At 35.0% G+C, this 22716-nt stretch carries 22 protein-coding genes and 1 tRNA gene; 5 read left to right on the top strand and 18 right to left on the bottom strand.

Translation table 11 applies throughout. The features are described from left to right. Positions 1-25: 25 nt before the first annotated feature. Together CW752_RS01395 and CW752_RS01390 are read right to left on the bottom strand one after the other, a co-directional pair. The gene (locus tag CW752_RS01395) at positions 26-352 is read right to left on the bottom strand and encodes a LytR/AlgR family response regulator transcription factor (RefSeq protein WP_101238056.1); all 327 of its coding nucleotides are present in this window, start codon (positions 350-352) and stop codon (positions 26-28) included. 8 nt (positions 353-360) lie between these two features. Further along, positions 361-933: a C40 family peptidase gene (locus tag CW752_RS01390; protein WP_101238013.1), complete on the bottom strand. Its 573-nt coding sequence runs from the start codon at positions 931-933 to the stop codon at positions 361-363. Positions 934-1086: 153 nt separating this feature from the next. On the opposite strand from CW752_RS01390, the gene CW752_RS01385 reads away from it, so the two are divergent. Then, complete coding sequence (locus tag CW752_RS01385; protein WP_101238012.1) at positions 1087-1728, top strand: hypothetical protein; 642 nt, start codon at positions 1087-1089, stop codon at positions 1726-1728. Between the two features lie 42 nt (positions 1729-1770). On the opposite strand, the gene CW752_RS01380 is transcribed toward CW752_RS01385, so the two are convergent. The 8 genes from CW752_RS01380 to CW752_RS01345 all read right to left on the bottom strand — a co-directional run bounded on the left by CW752_RS01380 (position 1771) and on the right by CW752_RS01345 (position 9110). Further along, the gene (locus tag CW752_RS01380; protein WP_101238055.1) at positions 1771-2139 is read right to left on the bottom strand and encodes a hypothetical protein; all 369 of its coding nucleotides are present in this window, start codon (positions 2137-2139) and stop codon (positions 1771-1773) included. Positions 2140-2585: 446 nt separating this feature from the next. Beyond that, entirely contained in the window at positions 2586-2939 is a 354-nt protein-coding gene (locus CW752_RS01375; RefSeq protein ID WP_101238011.1) for a DUF4280 domain-containing protein, read from the bottom strand. Between the two features lie 13 nt (positions 2940-2952). Beyond that, complete coding sequence (locus tag CW752_RS01370; RefSeq protein ID WP_133121632.1) at positions 2953-3534, bottom strand: hypothetical protein; 582 nt, start codon at positions 3532-3534, stop codon at positions 2953-2955. Positions 3535-3629: 95 nt separating this feature from the next. Beyond that, complete coding sequence (locus CW752_RS16795; protein ID WP_185117547.1) at positions 3630-7049, bottom strand: phage baseplate assembly protein V; 3420 nt, start codon at positions 7047-7049, stop codon at positions 3630-3632. A gap of 277 nt (positions 7050-7326) precedes the next feature. Continuing rightward, a tRNA-Ala gene (locus CW752_RS01360) sits at positions 7327-7400 on the bottom strand. A gap of 200 nt (positions 7401-7600) precedes the next feature. Then, entirely contained in the window at positions 7601-8224 is a 624-nt protein-coding gene (locus CW752_RS01355; protein ID WP_101238009.1) for a protein-tyrosine-phosphatase, read from the bottom strand. 28 nt (positions 8225-8252) lie between these two features. After that, positions 8253-8726, bottom strand: coding sequence for a DUF6428 family protein (locus CW752_RS01350; protein WP_101238008.1), 474 nt, complete (start codon positions 8724-8726; stop codon positions 8253-8255). A gap of 57 nt (positions 8727-8783) precedes the next feature. Beyond that, positions 8784-9110: an ArsR/SmtB family transcription factor gene (locus CW752_RS01345; protein WP_101238007.1), complete on the bottom strand. Its 327-nt coding sequence runs from the start codon at positions 9108-9110 to the stop codon at positions 8784-8786. A gap of 354 nt (positions 9111-9464) precedes the next feature. On the opposite strand from CW752_RS01345, the gene CW752_RS01340 reads away from it, so the two are divergent. Then, positions 9465-12074: a TonB-dependent receptor gene (locus CW752_RS01340; RefSeq protein WP_101238006.1), complete on the top strand. Its 2610-nt coding sequence runs from the start codon at positions 9465-9467 to the stop codon at positions 12072-12074. 142 nt (positions 12075-12216) lie between these two features. Here the strand turns inward: CW752_RS01340 and CW752_RS16790 are convergent, their stop codons facing one another. The 5 genes from CW752_RS16790 to CW752_RS01325 form a co-directional block, all read right to left on the bottom strand. Next, entirely contained in the window at positions 12217-12384 is a 168-nt protein-coding gene (locus CW752_RS16790) for a hypothetical protein (RefSeq protein WP_185117546.1), read from the bottom strand. Positions 12385-12794: 410 nt separating this feature from the next. Further along, a complete protein-coding gene (locus CW752_RS17055; RefSeq protein WP_262496342.1) occupies positions 12795-12920 on the bottom strand; it encodes a hypothetical protein in 126 nt (41 codons plus the stop codon). Between the two features lie 209 nt (positions 12921-13129). Then, a complete protein-coding gene (locus tag CW752_RS01335; RefSeq protein WP_101238005.1) occupies positions 13130-13630 on the bottom strand; it encodes a GNAT family N-acetyltransferase in 501 nt (166 codons plus the stop codon). A gap of 38 nt (positions 13631-13668) precedes the next feature. Next, on the bottom strand, positions 13669-14148 hold the full coding sequence (locus CW752_RS01330) for a MarR family winged helix-turn-helix transcriptional regulator (protein ID WP_101238004.1): 480 nt from the start codon (positions 14146-14148) through the stop codon (positions 13669-13671). Positions 14149-14150: 2 nt separating this feature from the next. After that, positions 14151-14639 (bottom strand): GNAT family N-acetyltransferase, encoded by a 489-nt coding sequence (locus CW752_RS01325; protein WP_101238003.1) that lies wholly within the window; start codon positions 14637-14639, stop codon positions 14151-14153. A gap of 99 nt (positions 14640-14738) precedes the next feature. Here CW752_RS01325 and CW752_RS17100 point away from each other — a divergent pair, with 99 nt between their 5' ends. The 3 genes from CW752_RS17100 to CW752_RS01315 all read left to right on the top strand — a co-directional run bounded on the left by CW752_RS17100 (position 14739) and on the right by CW752_RS01315 (position 16539). Then, complete coding sequence (locus CW752_RS17100) at positions 14739-14894, top strand: DUF5993 family protein (RefSeq protein WP_410493626.1); 156 nt, start codon at positions 14739-14741, stop codon at positions 14892-14894. Positions 14895-14896: 2 nt separating this feature from the next. After that, positions 14897-15463 carry a disulfide bond formation protein B gene (locus CW752_RS01320; RefSeq protein ID WP_101238002.1) on the top strand — a complete coding sequence of 189 codons (567 nt, stop codon included), beginning with the start codon at positions 14897-14899 and terminating at the stop codon, positions 15461-15463. Between the two features lie 95 nt (positions 15464-15558). After that, positions 15559-16539: a BtrH N-terminal domain-containing protein gene (locus CW752_RS01315; RefSeq protein ID WP_101238001.1), complete on the top strand. Its 981-nt coding sequence runs from the start codon at positions 15559-15561 to the stop codon at positions 16537-16539. Positions 16540-16877: 338 nt separating this feature from the next. On the opposite strand, the gene CW752_RS01310 is transcribed toward CW752_RS01315, so the two are convergent. The 3 genes from CW752_RS01310 to CW752_RS01300 form a co-directional block, all read right to left on the bottom strand. After that, entirely contained in the window at positions 16878-18293 is a 1416-nt protein-coding gene (locus CW752_RS01310; protein WP_101238000.1) for an efflux transporter outer membrane subunit, read from the bottom strand. A 91-nt stretch (positions 18294-18384) separates the two neighbouring features. Next, entirely contained in the window at positions 18385-21531 is a 3147-nt protein-coding gene (locus tag CW752_RS01305) for an efflux RND transporter permease subunit (RefSeq protein WP_101237999.1), read from the bottom strand. After that, positions 21531-22715 (bottom strand): efflux RND transporter periplasmic adaptor subunit, encoded by a 1185-nt coding sequence (locus CW752_RS01300; protein WP_101237998.1) that lies wholly within the window; start codon positions 22713-22715, stop codon positions 21531-21533. Before CW752_RS01300 ends, CW752_RS01305 begins: the two co-directional genes overlap by 1 nt. Position 22716: the final 1 nt, after the last annotated feature.

The following is a 22716-nucleotide window of genomic DNA, read 5'->3' as shown; positions in this document are numbered from 1 at the left end:
AAACAGGCTCTACATGTAAACGATTTTAAAGCATCATGGAGCTAATCGCATTCAAAAGACATTCTTTATAACTTTTAGCAACTGTTATTTTTAAATCGCCGCACAAAAGCTGGTTGTCTTCAAAAGATTCAACATTTGTTAGGTTGACAATATATGAATGATGAACCCGCATGAATTCCTCAGGCAAATTTTCAACCAAATCTTTAAGATTCCGGTAATAAATATATCTTTTCAAATCGATGGTATGAACTTCAACATAGTTTCCCAGTCCTTTGATGAAATTGATATCTTTAAAGAAAAGTTTTATCAGCTTTTTATCCGTTTTAATAAAAGCAAATGTCCGGTATTTCATGGAAATCATTATAAAACCCTTTGAGCACGTAGATATGCTTTATTCCAATATTTTTCGTTTAAGGATGAAATGATGACTCCTTTTGAAGTAGAAGCATGAATGAACCTTACTTCACCTTCAGGACCAATATCATGTACGATTCCTACGTGGGAAACCCTACTTCCTCCTGCAGTCGCAAAAAATAAAAGATCTCCTGGTTTTACGTCGGTAATATCAATATTTTTTCCTGTATCAGCCTGATCGGAAGATCTTCTGGGAAGGGTAAAATCATTTTCTTCAAAAACTTTTACGGTAAATCCGGAACAATCAAATCCTGATGATGTATTTCCTCCAAATCTATAAGGAGTACCTAAATATTTTTCAGCATCTTTTAAGATATCGTTTACAGATCTTGGAACTTTTCCGTCAAATTTAGAATCAAGCTTTCTGAGATTTTCAGACTTCGTTACCGTTCTGGTACCCGATTTCTTGCTGGCGGAAACTTTTTTTGAACTTCCGCAGGAAACTACAAAAGCAGATGCGATCAGTAAAACAGACAGCTGCTTTATTCTCATTTTGTTTTTAAATATTCCCGATTTCATACTCCACTGATTTTTACCTAATTAAGTAATTATGCACAAATATACATTTTATATTTTAATTATAATATAACTATACTACAACTATATTATAAATATATGTTAAAATTTTGATTTTCATTATTTATTGCTATATTTGAGTTCAATTTTGGCAATATGGCAACCTACGAAAGCATCATAAAAATTACAGGATCTGTCGGCGATCTGGTTTTTTATAATCTGAACGGAAAAAATGTGGTTCGGAAGAAAAGCGGGTTTAATAAAACTGCTTTTAAGAAAAATCCTTCCTATGAAAAAGTTCGGCAAAACAGTTCGGAATTTGGACACTGCTCAAAAATTGGGAAAATAATCCGGGGAAGTCTGGATGTTTATATTAAAGAAACCGGAGATCCCCTCCTCTATCAGAAGTTCGCCAAATTGATGACCGCTATAAAAGATTGTGATAATATTTCCGAGAGAGGAAAACGGACTGTTGAAAACGGATTAAAAACTGAAGACGGGAAAAAGCTTCTTAAGGAATTCAGGTTTGGAGATAAAGACAATCTGGCGACCGGAATTGAAATCCGGGAAAATTTTCTTTCTGTTGATAAACAATATGATACTGCCGATCAGCTCATATTATCAACGATTAAACTGGATAGTGAACATTATACTGCTGAGCATCTGGAAGAAATAATATCTTTGCACCAGCAGGAAAAATTACCTTTCAAAAAGCATTTCTCAACTAGTGATATTCTGCTTCATTGTATAATATTGAAGAATAAGAATAACGAAATTACCCGTATGGGATTTGTTTAAATAAAAAGTCTGCAGATACTCTCGGCAGACTTTTTATTTATTTTATTTTTTCTCTCCTTTCCAGGATCCGGATTTTGCAGGATTTGGGAGAGCATTGGACCATGTTCCATTTCCTTTTTTATCCTTGCCAAGCGTTCCTCTGATCTCTCCTTTTGAAGGAAGCCCTACTACTCCGTTTAAATCACCTGAAGGACTTAGATTGGCTGAAATGTTGTAGTTTTCATTATTAACATCAGAATGCATGGTTCCTGACACTTTTCCATTGGTCTCTACCACAAAGTTCCAAACTCCTTTGTCACTGCCGTCATACGTTCCTGACCACGTTCCTACATAGTCGTAAATGGTATCCTCGTCAGAGCTGCAACCGATACATAAAAATGTCATTAAAAAAAGTAAAAATAGTTTCTTCATAGTTTCAGTAGTTTTATAAGCTAAAAACCTGTTAATATCTTTCAGCATTACATTCTAAAAAGTAATACTGCAGAGAGAAATACTTAATATTTATTATTTTTTGTTCCGTGCAAATCTACTAATTTTTTTATTCAGATTATCTGAATTTTAATGAGCAGACAATATGTTTGTTAAAATCAAACACATTTCGGCTAAAATACAATTATTTTTCAAATAAAAACCACTTCATGAAAATTTGAATTAATCTGTCAAAAATGAATTGAAAGCTTTCTTTCGATTCTTTAATTTATGTTTCAGAAGCCTATCAAAGGGACTTTAGAGCTAAAATTATCCTAATTGCAATAGTAAATTTGTAAAATGAAGTATGTTTGTCCGTTTAGACTATCTTATTTCTGTAGAACAATCTAAGGGTTTATAATATGGATATTACTTCTGGTTTATTTTATTTATTGTATGTCATGTTTTTCTCCATGCCCTTTATCTGCTACTTCAATTTTTCCGCCCGTTCCACACATGCAAAATGAATCTTCTGTAAGGATTTTGTAACCGTTGATAGTGTCTTTCTCAGTTGTTTTCTCCCAAGCAACTGGTGCAGGAATACATGGTAAATATCCGCCTGAAATAGGCTTTAATTTACATTGTCCAAAAGGTTTAATATTTACATTTGCCTGTTTATCCTGCTCTGTAGCAATATATTTTCCTTCAGCCGTAGAAAAGTTCTGGCTGGTAACACTTAGATTACTTGGTATTGTTCCCTGATTACAAGATAATTGAGCAGTATCAGTGATTTTTTGTGGCATGATTCAGAAAAATTTATTTATTTCCAGCATTTCCATTTTTAACACCTCCAACTTTATTTAGCTTCTTTGATATAGTATCTCCAGTTAGTGCATTTATCTCCAAAACAATAGGAGTCCCTTTATCACGAATTGAAACCTGATACATAGGAACATTTTTTTTGTAAATACTCCAATCTTCTTTATATCCTAACCATCTGTTAACCATTATTTGGGTTTTATCAGAATCCTTATAATCCCCAACAATATCTACATCATATTCTTTCTTTATTTTATTTATCAAATCATCAATTGAAAATTTATAAGGAGTATCATTATTCACCTCTCGAATCAATTTGCCAGATTCGTCATATTCTTTGAAAATTCCAACAGGGAAAGAATAGAAAATTTTACTTATTGATTTTGGGCTGCTATTCTTATGATATGTTTTTATTGTTTTGTATGGTGAATTTGGCTTTCTTATTTCTACATCTGGTCCGCCTGTGAGATTTCCCATGATTCTAATTTCATCTCCATTATTATCTATATAAAATCCTTGTCCTGAATATTTTGGATTTGGTTTTAAATCTTTATATCTATTTATATTAAAATATTCCATAGTATCTTTTTTTACGTTGTTAAAAATTGTTCTGCGTGTTTGCCCTTTGCAACCGTTCACTAACAGTGAAAAAAGAGCACTGATTATTAATTGCTTCATTTTACATTTCTTTTAATTATTTTCCATTGCCAATGCCAAGAAGTTATTTTTTCATCCGATGGATGTGAAGAGTCTGCATAAGACATAATATTTGTTGTCTCATATTTCTGGAAAGTAAATTTAACATCTTTATTAAAATAAGTTTCATGTGTATGGTATAAACCTAATCCATGCAATACTTCATGGTTTAAAGTAGTATCATTTCTAGGATCAAACAATACTACATTTTTAGCGCCTATTTTTTGAACCTGTCCTAAAGTTCCCGAATATCCACCTGATGGGTAAATTACCATATCATAAGGAATCGCTCCAAAACAAAAAGCAATGAAATAATCAGAATATTTTGCATTTCCCGTTTGTGCTAAAAATTTAGCCTTAAGAAAAGTAAAAAATTCCTGATTTGGACTTGCTGGATCTGGATAATCTTCAAAGAGTCCACCATCAGAAGTATCAGTAGGATTTACTGTACTAGCAAATAAAATATCATGTTTTGCTTTTTCATAAATGAACTTACCGTACACTTGCGTTGTTCCTACCGTTTTTATCTTAAATTCATCAATATTGCTTAAGTCAAAGTAGTCAATAGCGGTACCACTAACAACATCTAGTAATGGCTGTCCTTTTACGTCTCTTGCTACATAATCCTCGAATTCCCCATGTATTAAAGCTTGATGAAGAGCATTTTGCAAATTTTCTTTTTCAGCATTAGTGAATGTACCTGTTAATGGGCTTGAACCATTAATATTTGTTTTAACCTGAACCAAAACAACTTTTTGAGTCTTTCGATTTTTTATTCCAGATTTCCCTTTAGAAGCTGGCATATTTTCATTTGGTTCCAGTACTATTTTTCCTGCCACTTTACGAAGAACAAGTTGTTCTGCCTGAGTTTTAGCAAGTGAACCTTTAGGATAAGCATAAACAAGGATTTCTTGTCTTGTTGAAAATTCTTCAATACATCTTATTTTTACTGTTTGCCCAGTATCTCTTTTAGCTCCAATAACTTTGTCTGTTATTAGTACCGGATTAGCATCTGTTCCATCCTTCCCATCAATTACAAAATACTTTTTATCAAAAATCATTCTTATTTGATCTGGTTCTTCAGTTTCCACATCAACAAGCACTCTCAATTCAGCTTCACATGGTGGCTTGATTGCTGAAGTTGAAGCATTACTAACAGCTTCAGGATACAAATTTAGCCAAGGAATGTAATATTTTTTGAGATTTGGATTGCTTATTCTTTTTATTGGAAGATGTAAATATTCTTTTTCTAACGCTTTGAACGCCTCATCTTTTGATTCATATTCTGTGTTACTATCTCTACGAGGTGGTTTCCCATTTGGAGCTTCATAACCATTTACCAAGCAATCATAATATGGAGTGTCTGTAGTTACTCCGTTATCATCAATTCTTAACCAATCAAAACCAAACTGCCCTGTATAAGTTCCATCTTGTTTTGTTCTAAACTCAACAATAGTATTAATTAAAGTAGCAGTAGGAGTTGTGCCAATTTTTTTTGCTTGATTACCTAGCTGATTACCGCTTTCCCCGTACATTTCCGCTGTCCCCTTGCTATTAACAATAGCTTGTTTATCTGAATGTATAATTGTTTTATCAGTACCATGAAGTTTTGTTTCTTTCGCCTCAATATCTAATGTATTACTACTACTGAACAACGCTTTGCCACTAAAAAAGCTCATAAATCCACTTACAACTTGTTTCATAAATGGTGTAAATACAAAAAATTTAGACATTGCATTAATGATTACATTATTAGAAACATTCATTTCCAAATTATTGTAAGCATTCATTTGGATATCAGTAGCATTCATGATTATTTTATTTGGAGCAGTAACATTAATATTTCCCTGTCCGTCCATAAAATAAACGTTTCCGCTCGGGTCTTCAATCGTTACACTTCTTTCTGTATCATTCATTAAAACCTTGATGCCACTTCGTGTTTGTATTGATTTTAAATGATTATCCATACCTCCACCCAGTCCGACTTTTCCATGAAACATTCCTCCCATTGCAAAAGGAAAATCTGGATTGTGATACTCAAAGCCTACCATTACCTGATCTCCGATTTCAGGAACTGCAACAAATCCTCTGTTTTGACTTATAGCGTCTGTTCCGCCTGCATCAGGACTCATCATTCGGATAAAATGGGTGGTATCATTCAACTGCCAGTCAAATCTTACCTGTATTCTTCCTTGGTTTAAAGGATCAACGTTGGAGATTACAGTTGCTACTTGTGGCTCAGCTTTTGGCACAACAAAAAAAGGTTTAGGCATAAAACCAGTTCCTTCGGCTATAGCTTCAAAGCTTCCTGTGTAGTATCCCCTTGCATCAACCTCATGATTTACTTCTGTCATCATCAATGTAGTGAAGTGTGAGGTTTGGTTACTATCTGGTTTTCTCATAGCTAGATCTGCAACACAACCTGTAAACAGAAATGGTACTGTCGTTTTTCCTGAAACGGAAAAAACATCTACAGCTTTACTCCCTCTCACACTTTTCTGTGAATCATCTATATCAAGAAACATATTAGGATTTACAGGAGCAGGAGTCAGTGAGCGGGTTTTAAATATATTGTTGTTAAGCTCGTAAGTTTCCGATGATAGTTGACCAAGATGTTTGATCTTATTATCAACTCCGATCATCTTTACATGGTTACTGCTATTATAGCCAAAATATTCAGGCTTGATATGTATCGCATTTAACTCTATCTGCACATCACTGGCATTACTGCCTTCAATAAGCTTAATGGATTTTTCATGAGGTGGTAACTTTCCAAAGTGAAGCACTTCTCCATCGTAATAGAATTGTTCTCCATAAGCCTCTGCAATTCTGGTTAGATAATTATAATGAGTTTCACAATACTGCGAGCTATAATTAATATATCCTTTATTTTGTGTATCTATTCTAAAATCAAAGTTATTAGTACCCAAAGATTCTTTAATTATCCTATCAGCAATAATTGAAGTATTGACTGGCTGACTCCCTCCAAAACTTTGAGTATGTGGGGCAGAATCCATGAGTATTGTTGGGCTGCTTCCTTTCAGGACAATGTTTCCCAGACTCATCTTTTCCTGACTGAATGCGACCTTCATAATAACTCCTACAAATGTCCGTTCTGGACTTTCGTTTTCAGGATCTTTATACTTGAAAGTAACGGTTAATCTTTTTCCGAAAAACTGTTTTGCCTGCTCTAAATTATGGTTTTGCGCTTCACCTAAAGAATCATGCGCTAGAGTAAGCTCAAAATAATGATGGGTTTTGGCACTTTGTTGTAGATGGAAGTGCTTAAAATGGCTGATAGGTTTTCCATCAATCACAATATCAAGCTTTACCACACGGTTAATGCCCGATATATGATTCTCTGATATTTTCTCTGCATTGGATGTGTTTTTTTTCATGATAATTTTTGTGTTTTCTGACATTAAATCACTAAAGTTAGATAAAAAACAATGCCAAAGGTAGAATTTTGGATAAAATTTTAGAAATTGTAGTAAAACTACGATTTACCGAAATTTACCCATTATTTATTATGGAATAATTTAAGAAGGAATGAAGTAAAGATAAATGTCTTTACACTTAAATAAAACATTTTCTGTTTAAGAAAAAAGGACTAAATTGGATAGTATCTAATTTAGTCCTTTATGTTTGTAAACCATTAATTGATAGGTTTTTTCGTGGAGAATACGGGATTCGAACCCGTGACCTTTTGACTGCCAGTCAAACGCGCTAGCCAACTGCGCCAATCCCCCATTTGAAGAGGTACAAAAGTAAGTATTTAAATGATATATGCAAATTTTTTCTTGAGTTTTATGTTGAAATTTCCATTCTTCGAATAATTGATGTCATATAAACATATTAATTATTGAACTTTCATTTAATAATCCTATCTCAAAAATATCCAAAGAGTAAGGTATCTATCCGGAAGTTTTAATTTGGGCTGCATTAATTTCTATTCTTTTTTTAAATTACTTACCTGTGAAAAAACATAAAACATTTCTGCTCCTATCTGTAAACTTCTTTCATTATAAATTTTTGCTTGTTCAGGAGTACCATCTGAAATTTTAGGATCATCAAAAGTAATAGGGATTCGTTGATCAGCTCCTGCAATAAAAAGGCATTCTCCATCTGCCTTTGAACAGGTCATTACTGCAGCAAAACTATGTGCAGGATTAAATGGGCTATCATATTTTTTAGAAAAACCTATCATTGGATGTAAGTCTTCATCATACTTAATAGCATATACAGGATTTTCAGTATCCGAAATTTTTAGGATAAAAAAACCTTGCTCCATTAAAGTTTCGACAACTTTAGAAAACACTGCGGTTTCTTCTGTTCCTCCCGAATAACAAACCACGTCAGGAATATCAAAATATACGCTCGCTGTCTGAGCCCAAACTTGTGATAAATGGCTTCTTCTTGAATTGTGAGTGCAGATGAAGTTAATATTAATGGTTTTCTTGTCTTTCAGATTTTTCTGAATAAAGTCGATTAATGGTTTTAATACTGCTTTTCTATCATCACTAATTTCTTGTTTTTTTAATAAACCAATTGTTTCTAATAATTTCGGATACATGATCTACTTAATTTTAATTGTGGGAATTTTAACAGCACCCGGAATTTGGTGAACAGCAAGAAGTTTCTTTAGAAGATCGTTCAGCCAGGTTTATTTTCTGTTTTTCTGTAGGAATACCGCAAGCATCCTGAGCTAAACAAGCGGTTGTTTTATTTTTAAGAACAAAAGTTTTTCCGTTAAACTCTAAATCATATTTTCCAATCGTTGTATTTTGATATTCGACTTCAATTTCACCGTCTTCAATCCCTAGTTTTTCTTCTGAAAGTTTAATAATATTTAAAAGCTTTCCGGGTTTTAATCTATGTTCAAAATCATTGGCATTCCATAATTGAAAATTAACCACCTTTTCATTACGGACTACCCCGCCACAATCAATAAAATGTTTTGTTACAGTCCCTACTTCCGTAACATGAAAATGTTCGGGAACAAAAACCCCGTTTTCTAATTGGAATTCTACATTCTCTAATGTTGGTAAAATTTCTTTGATTTCAGATAATTTCATTGTTTTTTCATTTATTGGTTAAACGCTATATTACGATAAATATGAATAAAAAAATGCTTAACAGCACTTCTGATTAGAAACAGTCAGTATTATTTTTGAAAAATAGTCTTTTAGTATTCCGAAAGTATTTTCGTCAATACAATAGCAGATAGCAGTCCCTTCGATATTTCCTTTTATCAAACCTGCATTTTTTAATTCTTTTAAATGTTGAGAAACTGTTGCCTGAGCCAATGGAAGTTCATTAACAATATCTCCACATATACAAGTATCCACTCTTAGCAGATATTCAATAATGGCTACTCTGGCAGGATGCCCTAATGCTTTTGCAATTGTAGCAATCTTATTTTGTTGGTCTGTGAAATGATCCGTTTTCGTTGCTCCCATAGCTTTGATAATTATATCGCAATATTACGATTAAATATTTAAATGCAAAAGTTTTTTATATCTTGTATTCAAATCTTAAGATGATGTATTTCTTAAGAAAATAACTGATATTTCTCAATAATTTAAAATAAACAAAAGCTTGTATTATTCTTAAAACAAACTCAGTTTACTTTAATTTATTCATGCAATTAACTGCAAATTAAACTGTTAAATAAAGTTAATATGATGAAAATAATTCGCAATCATACGCTCTATTAATGGTTTACAAAATCACGTAAAAAAGATTTAATACTCAATTCAAAAATAAATTTTGATCTTTGCAGCCTTAAAAACTTAAACACGCTAGTTTATTACATGAGCATTATTTTGAAAAAGCGACTTCTTATAGCGCTTGTATTACCAACGGCCGCCTTATATTATGGGCAGAGTACGAAGGATTCTTTAGAAAAATCTAAATCTATTGATGAGGTGATGTTAGTGGGACGAAACCTTTCCCAGACAGCCAAAGAAAGAAAAACCCCTGTTGCAGTTTCTACGATTAAGGCAGCTGAAATTCAGGAAAAATTAGGAAATAGAGAGTTTCCTGAAATTATGAAGTCTACTCCATCCGTGTATGTCACTAAAGTAGGTGGTGGATTTGGAGACAGCAGAATTAACATGAGAGGTTTTGACGGAGCCAACATTGCAGTGATTATCAACGGACAACCCGTTAATGATATGCAAGGAGGTACTGTTTACTGGTCCAACTGGACAGGTCTGGCAGACATTGCAAGTTCTATTCAGATTCAGAGAGGTTTAGGAGCTTCTAAATTTGTAGTGCCATCTGTTGGTGGAACCATAAACATCACAACAAAAGCCACTGATTCTGAACAAAAAGCAATGGTAAAAGGAGAAGTTGGTAATAACAACTATTCCAGATTATCTGCGCTGTATTCTTCCGGATTAAAAAACAAGTGGGCAACAACAGTTTTGCTTTCTCGTTGGCAAGGTGACGGGTATATCAACGGAACCAAGGGAGAAGGGTATTCTTGGTTTTTCTCTACAGGATTTAAGCCTAATGAAAAGCATGCATTCAATTTAATTGCAACGGGAGCACCACAAGTACATGATACAAGAAGATCTTCTGCAACAGGTGCCAATGTAGCAACACTACAACAGTTTGAAACCTATGGAAGGAGATATAACCCGCAAACAGGAATGCTTAATGGTTCTCAATTCAATTTAGCTCCTAACTTCTATCATAAGCCTATTGCTTCATTGAACTGGGACTGGACAATTAATGATAACCTGAAATTATCCACAGTTCTTTATGGTTCTTGGGGTCGTGGTGGCGGTGGTACCGGACTTAACGGTTCTATCAAAAATGCAGGCGGACAAACCATGAATTTCATGAACTATGGTCCGGGCGGAGATGGTACGATCAACTGGGATATGATATACCGTTATAACAAAGGTGGCATGGTAACTGATTACAATGGAAACACTTTCCAAAAATCAACTTTCAATGCTCCTGCAGGTTCCCCTACTGATTATAATGGACAGTATGTAAGTACTTTAAACGGAACAAGTGGTATCGTAAGAAAACAGAGCATCAATGCTCACGACTGGTATGGCGTAATTGCTGACCTTAATTATCAAAAAAATAACTGGACTTTCAACGGAGGGATTGATCTTAAGACTTACAAAGGTGCATTATATGATATTGTTACCGATATGTTGGGATCTGATGCATTATTTGTTCCTAGTACAGCAAACGCACCAAAAGGATATTATATTGATCGTACCGTAAAACCTGAACCTCTTACAAAACTTAATAATGCTCAGAAAGTATCTATATACAACGAAGGCTTGGTAAAATGGGCTGGTATTTATGGAATGGTTGAATATAGTTCTGAAAAGTTAAGCGCATCCGTTCAGGGATCGGTTTCCGAACAATATTATAAGAGAAGAGACTATATGTTGTATACTCCCGGAAATCAGGAAACCAAATGGTATCACAAAACCGGTTATATCGTAAAAGGAGGAGCCAATTACAATATAGATGAGCATCATAATGTATTTTTCAATACAGGAGTAATTTCCAGACAGCCATTATTCAATGCTTTATTCCCTTCCAATCAAAATATTTACAATGACGCGAAGAATGAAAGAATTTTCTCAATGGAATTGGGATATGGCTTCAAATCCCGTTATATAGATATTAATATTAATGCCTATAGAACGCAATGGGACGATAGATTTATTACAAGAACATTCAATGCCGGAGCTGCAGATGTTGCTAACTTCCCTCAATTAAAACTTGGAAACGCATACTATTATAATGCTTTGAATGTTGGACAAGTACACCAGGGAATTGAGTTGGAAACAAAAGCAAGACCTTTTACGAACCTTAGACTGAGAGGGATGTTATCACTGGGTAACTGGAAGTATAAAGGAAATGCCAATTTCAATATTGTTGATGTTCAGAGCAATCAGGAGGTTTCCGGAGCTACGGGAACGATCAACATTAAAGATCTGAAAGTTGGAGACGCTGCACAAACAACGGCAAGCATCGGTGCAGATTATAACATTACCAAAGCTTTCAGTATTGATGCCAACTGGGAATATTATGACAAATTATATGCTCAGTTTAACCCGATCAATTTCCTTACTGAAGCAGCAAGAGAAAAAGGAATTGTAAAGCTGCCAAGTTATCATTTATTTGATGTAGGTGCTTCTTATAAATTTACATTTGATCAGAAAAAATCTCTAACCTTAAGAGCGAACGTATATAACTTATTCAACAAATATTATATTTCTGAATTGAGTTCTAACATTTTTGCCGGTGACAAGATTGCCAATGGTCCCGATGCAGGAAAAACATATCAGGAAGCTGGTAGAGTTTATCAGGGAATTGCAGATGGTAATACCGGATTCCTTGGGTTTGGAAGAACGTGGTCTATTGCGGCTACCTTTAAATTCTAAGACTATATTATTTCAATAATAATTTCAAAATTAAACCCGCCGTTTGGCGGGTTTTTAAGTTGTTCAGTTGACGAACATTATTTAGACAGATAATCACTGCATGACCAACCCACTTGTAAGGTAAGTTACCCTAAAAAATAGGTTATTGCTCCTCACACAATGGTACTCCTACCTTGCAATCTCCAGCGCTTATTGTACAACATTCCGGCTCTTCAGAAGAATCATCGTCATATCCCCCTCCTTTAATAGTTCTTTGTTCGTCTCTTTTTAACTTTTTTGCATTTTTTAACGCTTCTTTTCTCGTGTTCATGATTTTGTTGATTTGGTGTTAATATAGTCTCTAAAGTTCACAAGCAATTTCGTTTTTTAAGCAAAAACAAATATCAAGATCTGGATCGCAGCATTCTCTAGAACCAGGCTCGCAAGTAAGGCCTAAATTTCCTCCTCTAATTGTTTTTAACTCGTTTCTTTCTAATTTTTGTGCATTTCTTAGCACTGATTTTTTTGTGTTCATGATTTTGTTGATTTGATGTTAATAATTAATTTTTATTGATTATAATTTCGCGAAAATTATTTCACTAATATAGGAATAATATTTACTGTTTTTTAAAATATTAAAAAATTAACATTCAAAACTTTATTTTATACAAATACTTAAATAAAAATAAGACCGCTCAATATGAGCGGTCTTATTTTTATTTGAAGATAAAGCTAGCTTATTTATTTCTTACAAGATTGCCACCATTCTACAATATAACAAGTACTGTCTACCCCATTTCCATTTGGACAACATAGTGTTCCTCCATTAATAGTTCTTAGTTGATTTTTTTCTAGTTTTTTTTGCATTTTTCAGTGTTGTTTTTTTTGTGATCATAATTTTGTTGATTTGGTGTTAATAATTAAATATCTTTAAAAACTATTTTGCAAATATAACAATAACACAATATAAAATATCACTACTAAATGAAATATTTTTAAAATTCAATTTATTATTTATGTATCAATCACTTTATTTAAAAGGGAACAGCTCAAAGCCCATATTTTATTGGAAACTCTTAATAAGAAAGTATTGCTTTTTCATAACAATTAAATATTCCTTTGCGGAAACGAACGGTTCCTACAAGATCGTACCCTTTTTTAAGATAAACAGCATTGGCTGTATCATTCAAGGAAAAAGCATCAAAACGGATGGATTTATATTGATGTTCAAGTGCAAATTCTTCTGCATATCGAATCATTTTGCTTGAAATTCCTTTTCCTTGGGCATCGGGTTTTACATATAAACGATGAATCACAAGAAACGGAGTTGCTGTTTTCCAATTCAAATCGTTATACTCTTCATCGCATAGCTCATTAAGCGCCATGTACGCTAATACATTACCATCCTCTACGTACACAAACCCTTCCCTTTTTTCAATATCTTCTGTAAGGACTTTTTTATTGGGATATTCCTGATCCCACTGATCAATTCCTTGATCAAGCATATGTGTTTTTACTTCTTCAAGCACTTGGGTAGCCTGAGATACATCGTTCTGAACTGCTTTTCTAATGATCATTTTTCAATAAGTATTTGTATGAATTGATTTGTCAATATTTACTTTGAGTTTTTCAGTTGTAAGGCCCTTTGGTAAAAAGATTGATTGGCAAGTTTATCTTCAGCTTCATCAATGGCTGTCAATAAATTATTTTTATTATCTGCAATATCTCCCAAAACCTGTGACATCAGTTCCCAAACCGGTTTCATTTTCTCGATAAGTTCATTACCTTTTGTCGTTAACATAAAGAGTCTTTTACGTTCATCCTGCATATCTTTTTCCCATTGGATTAACCCCTGTTTCTCAAGCTCTTTGAGTAGTGCTATTGTAGAAGGATGGGTATAGCCGATCTCATTAGCAATCTCAACAACACCTGCAATTTTTTTCTGATAAATAGTAAAAATAACCGGAAACCATTTGAGTTCAAAATCAATTCCAAAGGCTTTGTAAATCAAAGCGCCATCTTTCCTCAGTTGCTCACTGAGTCGATGGAGCCTGGTGGATATGGCAAGAATTCCTGCTTCGTTGATGACATTCATATTCAGTCAATTTTTAAATGATAAAAAATATCGTCGGCACTCATTAGTGGAAAACGTTCCGGAAGGTATTCTTTTTCAATTTTTGTAAAAAGATTTCGTTCATAGAAACGTTGAGCAGCTTTAAATACCGTTATAGTTCCCAAATATAGATCACCAATTCTGTTTTCACGACAGAAAGAGATTAATATTTCCAGCAAAATTTGAGCAATATTGAATTCTCTCCCTCTATATTCTTTTTTAACAAACATTTTTCTTAGCGCTCCTGCCCTTTCATCAAACTTAATCAAAGCAATAGAGCCTACCAGCTCTCCATCTATAAAGGCTCCCCAAAAATTACCTCCACCTTCTTGGTAAAAACTTTCAATCTGCTTCAGATCAGGCTGGTCTTCTATAGTAATGGGAGTATTAAATTCTTTCTGTTGGATATTCAGAATCAATTCAATGGCCTGTTCAGAATAAGAATTTCCTATAGGTTTAATCTCTAATTTCATAGATTTTTATTTTTAAAGTATAAAACTACGTAGTTTACTACATATATGCAAGTTAAATTTTTATAGTATATTTAATTATTCAATTTAAATTTTAAACACATGATGGCACTCCCGTTTTTTACGTTTGCTTTAGCGTTCTGGCTAGGCTGGAAAAATCGCAGAAAACCTGCAATAATATTATTTTCGATAAGTTTACTGCTCATACTTCTTCTGGCAAAATTGCATATTACTAACGCATTAAATCTCCAGTTTTAACAATGAATAATCAACCTATTGCCTATATTAATTTTGCAGGAATACTTATTATTTCTGCCATTCTATCGGGTGCTTATTATTTCCAGTTTGCTATGAATGAATATCCATGCCCTTTATGTTTATTACAGAGGTTATGTTTCTTTGGCATTATGATCGGATTGTTTTTGAATCTAAAATTCGGATTTAGTTCAACACATTACGGATTATCCATCCTCAGTGCTTTACTGGGAGCCGGGATATCTTATCGTCAGATTTTACTTCACATATGTCCCAGTCCTACAGATCATGGCTACGGAACTCCTGTTTTCGGTATGCATCTTTACAGCTGGGCCCTTGTTGCATATCTTGTAAGTATATTGTGTATTGCTTTTTTATTACTTTCTCCAAAGCAATTTGAAAAAGGAGATAAACAACATGTGCCCTCATTCTCATTATTAGCCGGTATTGCATTCGGAATTTGTTTCTTATTGGCACTCACCAACGGAATCGCAACTTTCTTTGAATGCGGCTTCGGAATCTGTCCGGATGATCCGGATTCTTATATGATCTTCAATGGAAAATGGTGGTAATCCCTAGCATCTAATGCTTTATTTTCCGGTGAAGATTTATTTGTGTAATTTTCTGGTATCGAAACAACTGAATAACCAGCTCAATACATATTGCTATGAAAATAGAGAATATAAACCCTTTTGAGGGACAACATTGTGAAACCACAGCAACCGGAACTTTGTTGAAACGCATGGGAATCGAACTTTCCGAACCTATGCTTTTTGGTCTGGGTGAAGGACTTGGTTTTATCTATTGGAGTATGAAAACAATGGATTTTCCATTTATTGGTGGACGAATAAAACCTGATTTGTTGACTCAAAACATAGCCAGAAATTTAAATTTAGAATTAACTACTAAAGAAACGTCTTCCCAACAAAAAGCCTGGACCCAGGTAAAAGAACTTCTTGATAATGGACAGGCTGTAGGATTGAAATTAGATTGCTACCATTTGGAATATTTTTCAAATCCTTTTCATTTTGCCGGACATTACGCTGCCATTTATGGCTACGATAATCAAAGTGCATTTTTAGTAGATACAAAACAACAGGGTGGATTGGTACAAACATCTTTAAATAGCCTAGCTTTAGCTCGAGCTGAGAAAGGACCAATGTCTTCAAAAAACCTATACTATATCCTACAGAAAAAAAACAAAAGCTTTGATTTAAAAAAAGCAATATCTATAGCCATCAGGAATAATACAACTGAATACCTAAATCCCCCAATCACCAATGTTGCTTACAAAGGGATTTTGAAAACAAGTCATGAAATTATAAAATGGTTTAACACCAGTAAAGACATCGAGGGAGAATTTAAACTATCCGCCATGATGATGGAAAAAGCAGGAACAGGAGGTGCTTTGTTCAGAAATTTATATCGCGATTTTTTGAAAGAAAGTCATGAATTGCTTCAATTTGATCAACTAAAAACAGGATATGAAGCATTTGCAGAAATTGCAGAACTTTGGACATCTGTATCACATCTATTCGAAAAAGTAAGTCAGACAAAAGAACTACAATATATTCAAAAAGCATCAGATATTTTAAAAACGATATCGGACAAAGAAAAAAAAGCAATGGAAATCTTGGCAACATTATAAAAAACTCTTGCTCTGCCTTCTTTCAATGTTAAACAAAAAAAAGACTGTCTCCTATGTTTAGACAGTCTCTAGATTAATTAACCTGAATTCGGGATAAGAACTTTCAATTTTAACCAGGATGGAAGCTGGGAGCTTGAAGAAGGAAGTTATTCAGGGTATAAAGAACAGCTTTTTCCGTATTTTCATCTTTTTTAAACAATGATGCTACTAATTTATGGTAACCATCTATAGATGATGGGACTGACAGTAACTTCCAACCTCCCTCTTCCAGCTTCTAATAACCTAAATCATATTTTCTTAAACCGAACACCGAACTCAGGTTAATTACAAAATACTGTTTATTTCCAGCCTCCGCCTAAAGCCTGATAAAGCTCAACGGCAGCTTTCATTTTGCTGTATCTTGCATTGGAAATATTAAGTTCTGCATTTAATGAATTTACACTGGCATTTAATACTTCAAGATAATTAGCCATACCATAGTTCACCAATTCCTGAGAATAATCTACCGATTTCTTGTAAGCATCTAATTCTTTTTGTTTCAATTCAATAAAAGAATCCTGAACAGAAAATACTCTGATTGCATCAGAAACTTCTTTTCCTGCAGTAAGAACTGTTTTTCTAAAGTTCAGATAAGCTGTTTCCTGGTTAGCAAGGCTTACGTCATAATTGGTCTTGATTGTTCTTTTATTCAAAATTGGTTGTGCCAGCCCCGCAACAACATTGGCAAATAATGAATTTACGTTGAACAAATGATCTATATCTACTGATTGAAGCCCACCAGTACCTGTAAGCTTTAATGTTGGATAAAACTGAGCTTTAGCAGCATTCGTCAATTCAAAAGCATTCATTAGATTATATTCCGCTCTCATAACATCAGGACGATTGGCTAATAATTGTGCCGGATATCCTAACTTTAAATCAATCGGAAGTTGTTGGCCTTCTAAAGTAGATCTTGCAATAGTATGAGAGGGTTCTCCCATGAGAAGACTCATTGTATTTTCAAGCAACTGAATTTGCGTATCAATATCGATCAATAAAGACTTTGCATTGAAAACAAGTGCTTCACTTTGCTGCACTGCAACCTCGGTAAGTGTTCCGGAAGCTTTTAAAGCTTTAGTAGTTTCTAGATTTTTCTCACGTACAGCAATAGTTTCCGTAATAATCTTTTTCTGGGCATCGAACGTCAGCAACTGATAGTATGCCGAAGCAATGGAAGAAACAAGACTGCTTTTTACAGCTTTATGTGCAGCAACTGTTCCTAAGTAGGTCGCCAACTGTGCCTTCTCTTGTGCTTTCATCTTACCCCAGATATCAGCTTCCCAACCAAGACTAGCTGTAATATCAAACTGATTCACATAACGTCTTGACCCGATAATCTGTCCAAACTGGGTATTAATTGACTGAGTCTGGAAAGTATAATTGGGCCCAATCGTAAGTGTCGGCTGGTAAGCAGCTTTACTTTGTTTCAGATAAGCTTCTGCAGAATTGATACTTTCCAGCGCAATTCTGATATCCAGATTGTTCTCTAAAGCTTTGGTAATATGTCCCTGAAGAATAGGATCTGTAAAGATCTCTTTCCAGGAAATATTGGCAATGCTTGTACTGTCTGAAGGAAGCATATCAGTACGGTACAGCTTTTCGTCCACAACGTTCTTCGGTCTTTCATATTCCTTTCTGGCCATACAAGATGTAATGGCTCCCAATATGAAAACTGAAAAAGTTATTCCTTTTATGATGTTTAATAAACTCTTCATTATGTAAAATTAGAAGTTAGAGTTTAGAAGTTAGAAGTTAGTCTTTAGATCCATCTCTAATTTCTAACTTCTAATTTCTTAAATCTTGATTTTATTCTGCTAAATTGATTTCTTCTTTTTTAATAGGTTTGATCTTTTCCTGCAATGTTTCAAAAATCACATACAATACGGGAATTACGAAAAGTCCTAAAACAGTTCCGATCAATAGTCCAATAGCCGCACCGGTTGCAATCGATCTGTTTCCTACAGCTCCGATTCCATTTGCCAGAACTAACGGTAATAACCCACAGATAAAGGCGAATGACGTCATTAGAATCGGTCTTACTCTGGCCTTAGCTGCATTGATGGCTGACATTACAATGGTTTCTCCATGATGTCTTCTCTGAACAGCAAATTCGACAATAAGAATTGCATTTTTCGCCAGTAATCCCACGAGCATGATCAAGGCGATCTGGAAATAAATATTATTTTCCAATCCCATAATCTTCTGGCCAAAATAGGCACCCATTACCCCAAGAGGAAGAGAAATAATAACAATTAGCGGAAGAATATAACTTTCATATTGTGCAGAAAGGATAAAGTAAACGAAGATTAAACTCAAAGCAAAGATCAGAAGTGTTTGAGATCCCGAATTTAATTCTTCCCTGGTTAACCCTGTAAATTCTACTGCGTAGTTCTGGTTCAGGGTTTCATCCGCCACCTGCTGTACAGCAGCAATTGCGTCCCCGGAACTGTATCCATCAGAGTTTGCTCCTGTCACCTTTACTGAAGTAAACAAATTATATCGGCTAACAGATTGTGGTCCGTATGCTTTCTTTAATGTTACAAATTGTGAGATCGGAGACATGACACCTGATCCTGTTCTGACATAAAGCTGGTTCAGATTTTCAATATTCTTTCTGTTTTCAGGAAGAGCCTGAACCATTACTCTAAACTGCTTACCATACTTTGTAAAGTCGGCAGTATAAATACCACCAATATACCCCTGCATAGTAGCCAGAATGTCATTCACAGAAACCCCAAGCTGTTTGCTCAGAGGAACATTAATTTCCATCTGATACTGAGGATATTTAGTATTGAATGAAGTCTGTGCAAACTGAATTTCCGGTCTCTGCATCAGCTTACCGATGAATTCATTGGTTTTGTTATCCAAATCCGCATATTCTCCACCTGATTTGTCCAACAATACCATTTCAAAACCTGCACTGTTACCAAATCCCGGTACACTTGGTGGTTGGAAAAATACCACTTTAGCATCAGGAACAGAACCTACAATTCCAAATAATTTTTTGGTGATATCTTCAGAAGTCTGTCCATCTTTTTTTCTTTCTTCGAATGGTTTTAGTTTAACGAAGGCAAGACCGTTGTTACTTCCGTTTCCTGATAAAAATCCTCTTCCTGTAGAAATCGTCACATTCTGTACTCCCGGAACTTTCAATGCTTTGGCCTGAAGTGTTTTTAAAGCATTATAAGTTCTTTCCATGGAAGCTCCCGGAGGAAGCTGAACATCTGTAAAGATAATCCCTCTGTCTTCTGTAGGTACAAAACCTTTCTTCATACTACTGCTTGCCCAGAATAAGATACCTCCGGTAACAGCAAAAATAATCAAGGTTACCCATTTATGTCTTAACAGGAAAACAAAACCTCTTCCGTAACGTTCAGTAGTTGTTTTAAAAGCAATATTAAACTTATAGAAAAACTTCTGTAACAGATTCAAATTTTTATACTCTTTATGATGTTCTTCGTGAGGTTTGAGGAATAATGAACATAAAACCGGACTCAGAGTTAATGCGTTAATAGCAGAAATGATGATTGCTATGATCAGGGTAATACCAAACTGCTGGTAGAATACCCCTGTAGGCCCCGTAATGAATGTCACCGGGATAAATACTGCGGCCATTACCAAAGTAATAGAAATAATCGCCCCTGTAATTTCATCCATTGCTTCAACCGTCGCTTTTTTAGCATCAGAAATACCATGTTCCATCTTCGCGTGTACGGCTTCGACGACCACAATAGCGTCATCCACTACAATACCAATAGCCAACACCAAAGCGAACAGAGTTAATAAGTTTAATGAGTATCCAAATAGGTTCAGGAAGAAAAAGGCTCCTATAATAGATACCGGAACTGCAATAGCCGGAATCAAGGTAGACCTGAAATCCTGAAGGAAAATATATACCACAATAAATACCAGGATGAACGCCTCAATAAGAGTATGTACTACCTTTTCAATAGAAGCATCCAGGAATTCATTGGTATCGAAGTTGAAAGTATATTTAATTCCTTTAGGGAAAGTACTTTCGGCCGATTTCAGATAGGCTTTGATATTTTTAATAATTTCCTGTGCATTAGATCCCGGTGTCTGGAAAATCCCCATACTGATGGATGGGTTGTTTCCATTCTCTCCAATACCCGTATAAGACTGTCCGGCTAATTCTACTTTAGCAACATCTTTCAACATTAGGTTTTGTCCATCTTTAAGTGCTTTAATGATGATATTATCATATTGTGCTTTATCGTTGAACTTTCCTACGTATTTGATAATGTATTCAAATGAGCTACCACTGTTTTGTCCGATAGAACCGGCAGCGGCTTCTCTACTCTGTTCATTGATAGCATTGGTAACATCGGTAGGAGTAACTCCGTAAGCAGCCATTTTTGCCGGATCCAACCAGATTCTCATTGAGTAGTTTTTCCCTCCGAAAACGTTGGCGTCCCCTACACCATTAACCCTTTTCAGGTTAGGAATAATATTGATATTCAAGAAGTTTTGAAGATACACGTCATTTAAATCCTTATTTTCAGAGTAGAAAGACATATACATCAAGGCACTTGTTTGTTGCTTTTGCGTTACAACCCCTGAACGGGTTACTTCCGCAGGCAGCAAAGGTGTAGCTCTGGCAACACGGTTCTGTACGTTTACTGCAGCAATATCCGGATCAATTCCTTGTTTAAAGAATACCTGAATATTGGCAGAACCATCATTTCCTGCAGAAGAAGTAATATAATCCATACCTTCTACCCCGTTGATTTGTTCCTCCAAAGGAACAACAACACTCTTCATTACAGTTTCCGCATTGGCTCCCGTATAGTTTGCGGTAACACTCACTGTAGGTGGCGCAATATCAGGATACTGTGTAACCGGTAACGAGACTAGTCCTAAAATACCGAGAATCACAATCAGAATTGAGATTACGGTAGATAAAACCGGTCTGTTAATAAAGTTTTTTATCATTAGAATTTCGGTTTTATTGATTGAACTAGACTATCCATTTTAATAGGTTTCGGTTTTACGGCAGTTCCCGGTTTTAATCCTCCAGTACCTGCCGCAATAACTGTTTCTCCTTTATTAACTCCTGATTTCACAAGAGCCATATTGTCGATTCTGTCGATCACATTAATCACAACGTTTTTAGCTGTATCTTTCTCCACTTTGTACACATAAACAATACCTTGTTGTTCGTAAGTAGCACTTTCCGGAACTACCAATACATTATCATATCGTTGTGGGAATCTGATGGTTCCACTGTTACCGTTGCTTAATAATTTCTGAGCATTGGAAAACCCTACTCTGAATTGAATGGTTCCTGTCGTAGGATCAATCTGGCCTGTAATGGCTTCTATTCTTCCTTTTTCAGGATATAGACTTCCATTCGCTAATTGAAGTTCAACCATTGGAAGGTTTTTGATCTTTTCAGGCATGGAAGCACCTGGTACTTTCTCAAGGAAATCAAAATATTCTTTTTCATTCATGGCAAAGTAAGCGAAGATCTGAGAGGTATCTGAAATCGTTGTCAGAGGAGTCTGATCAGAGGGTCCTACCAAACTTCCTACTTTCAACGGAAGTTTTCCAACAACCCCTGAAATAGGAGCACGAATGATAGAATATTCGATATTGGCTTCTACTCCTTTATAATTAGCTTCTGCCTGTCTTTTGGCAGCCTGCGCCTGTTGTAATTGGGCTTGAGCCTGGGCCAGTTGTGCCTGAGCAGTTTGAAGCTGTACATTACTGATGATATTTTTCTGAACCAAAGGTTTTAGTTTATTCACTTCAACCTGAGCAGCGTTTACAGAAGCCTGAGCAGCTGCAATGGTAGATTCAGCAGCGCCTATTCCTGCTTTGGAAGCGGCAGCATTTTCGTTCAGGATATTGGTTTCTAAACGGAACAAAGGTTGTCCTTTGGTAACATATTGTCCTTCATCTACCAATACCTGGGTGATATACCCTTGTATTTTTGCACGTACATCATTGTTTACCCTACCCTGAATGGTAGCCGGAAACATCTGATAACCCACTATATTTTTAGACTCCACAGAAACAACAGGGTACGGCTTGGCACCATCCTGTTTTGGAGCTTCTTTTTTGCAGGCAGTCAGAGAAAATGCCGCAATAGAAAGTATAACTAGCTTATTATTCATT

Source organism: Chryseobacterium sp. PMSZPI (assembly GCF_002835665.1).
GTDB lineage: Bacteria > Bacteroidota > Bacteroidia > Flavobacteriales > Weeksellaceae > Chryseobacterium.
The sequence above is the reverse complement of the archived record's forward strand: the minus strand, read 5'-3'. Positions and strand labels throughout refer to the sequence as shown.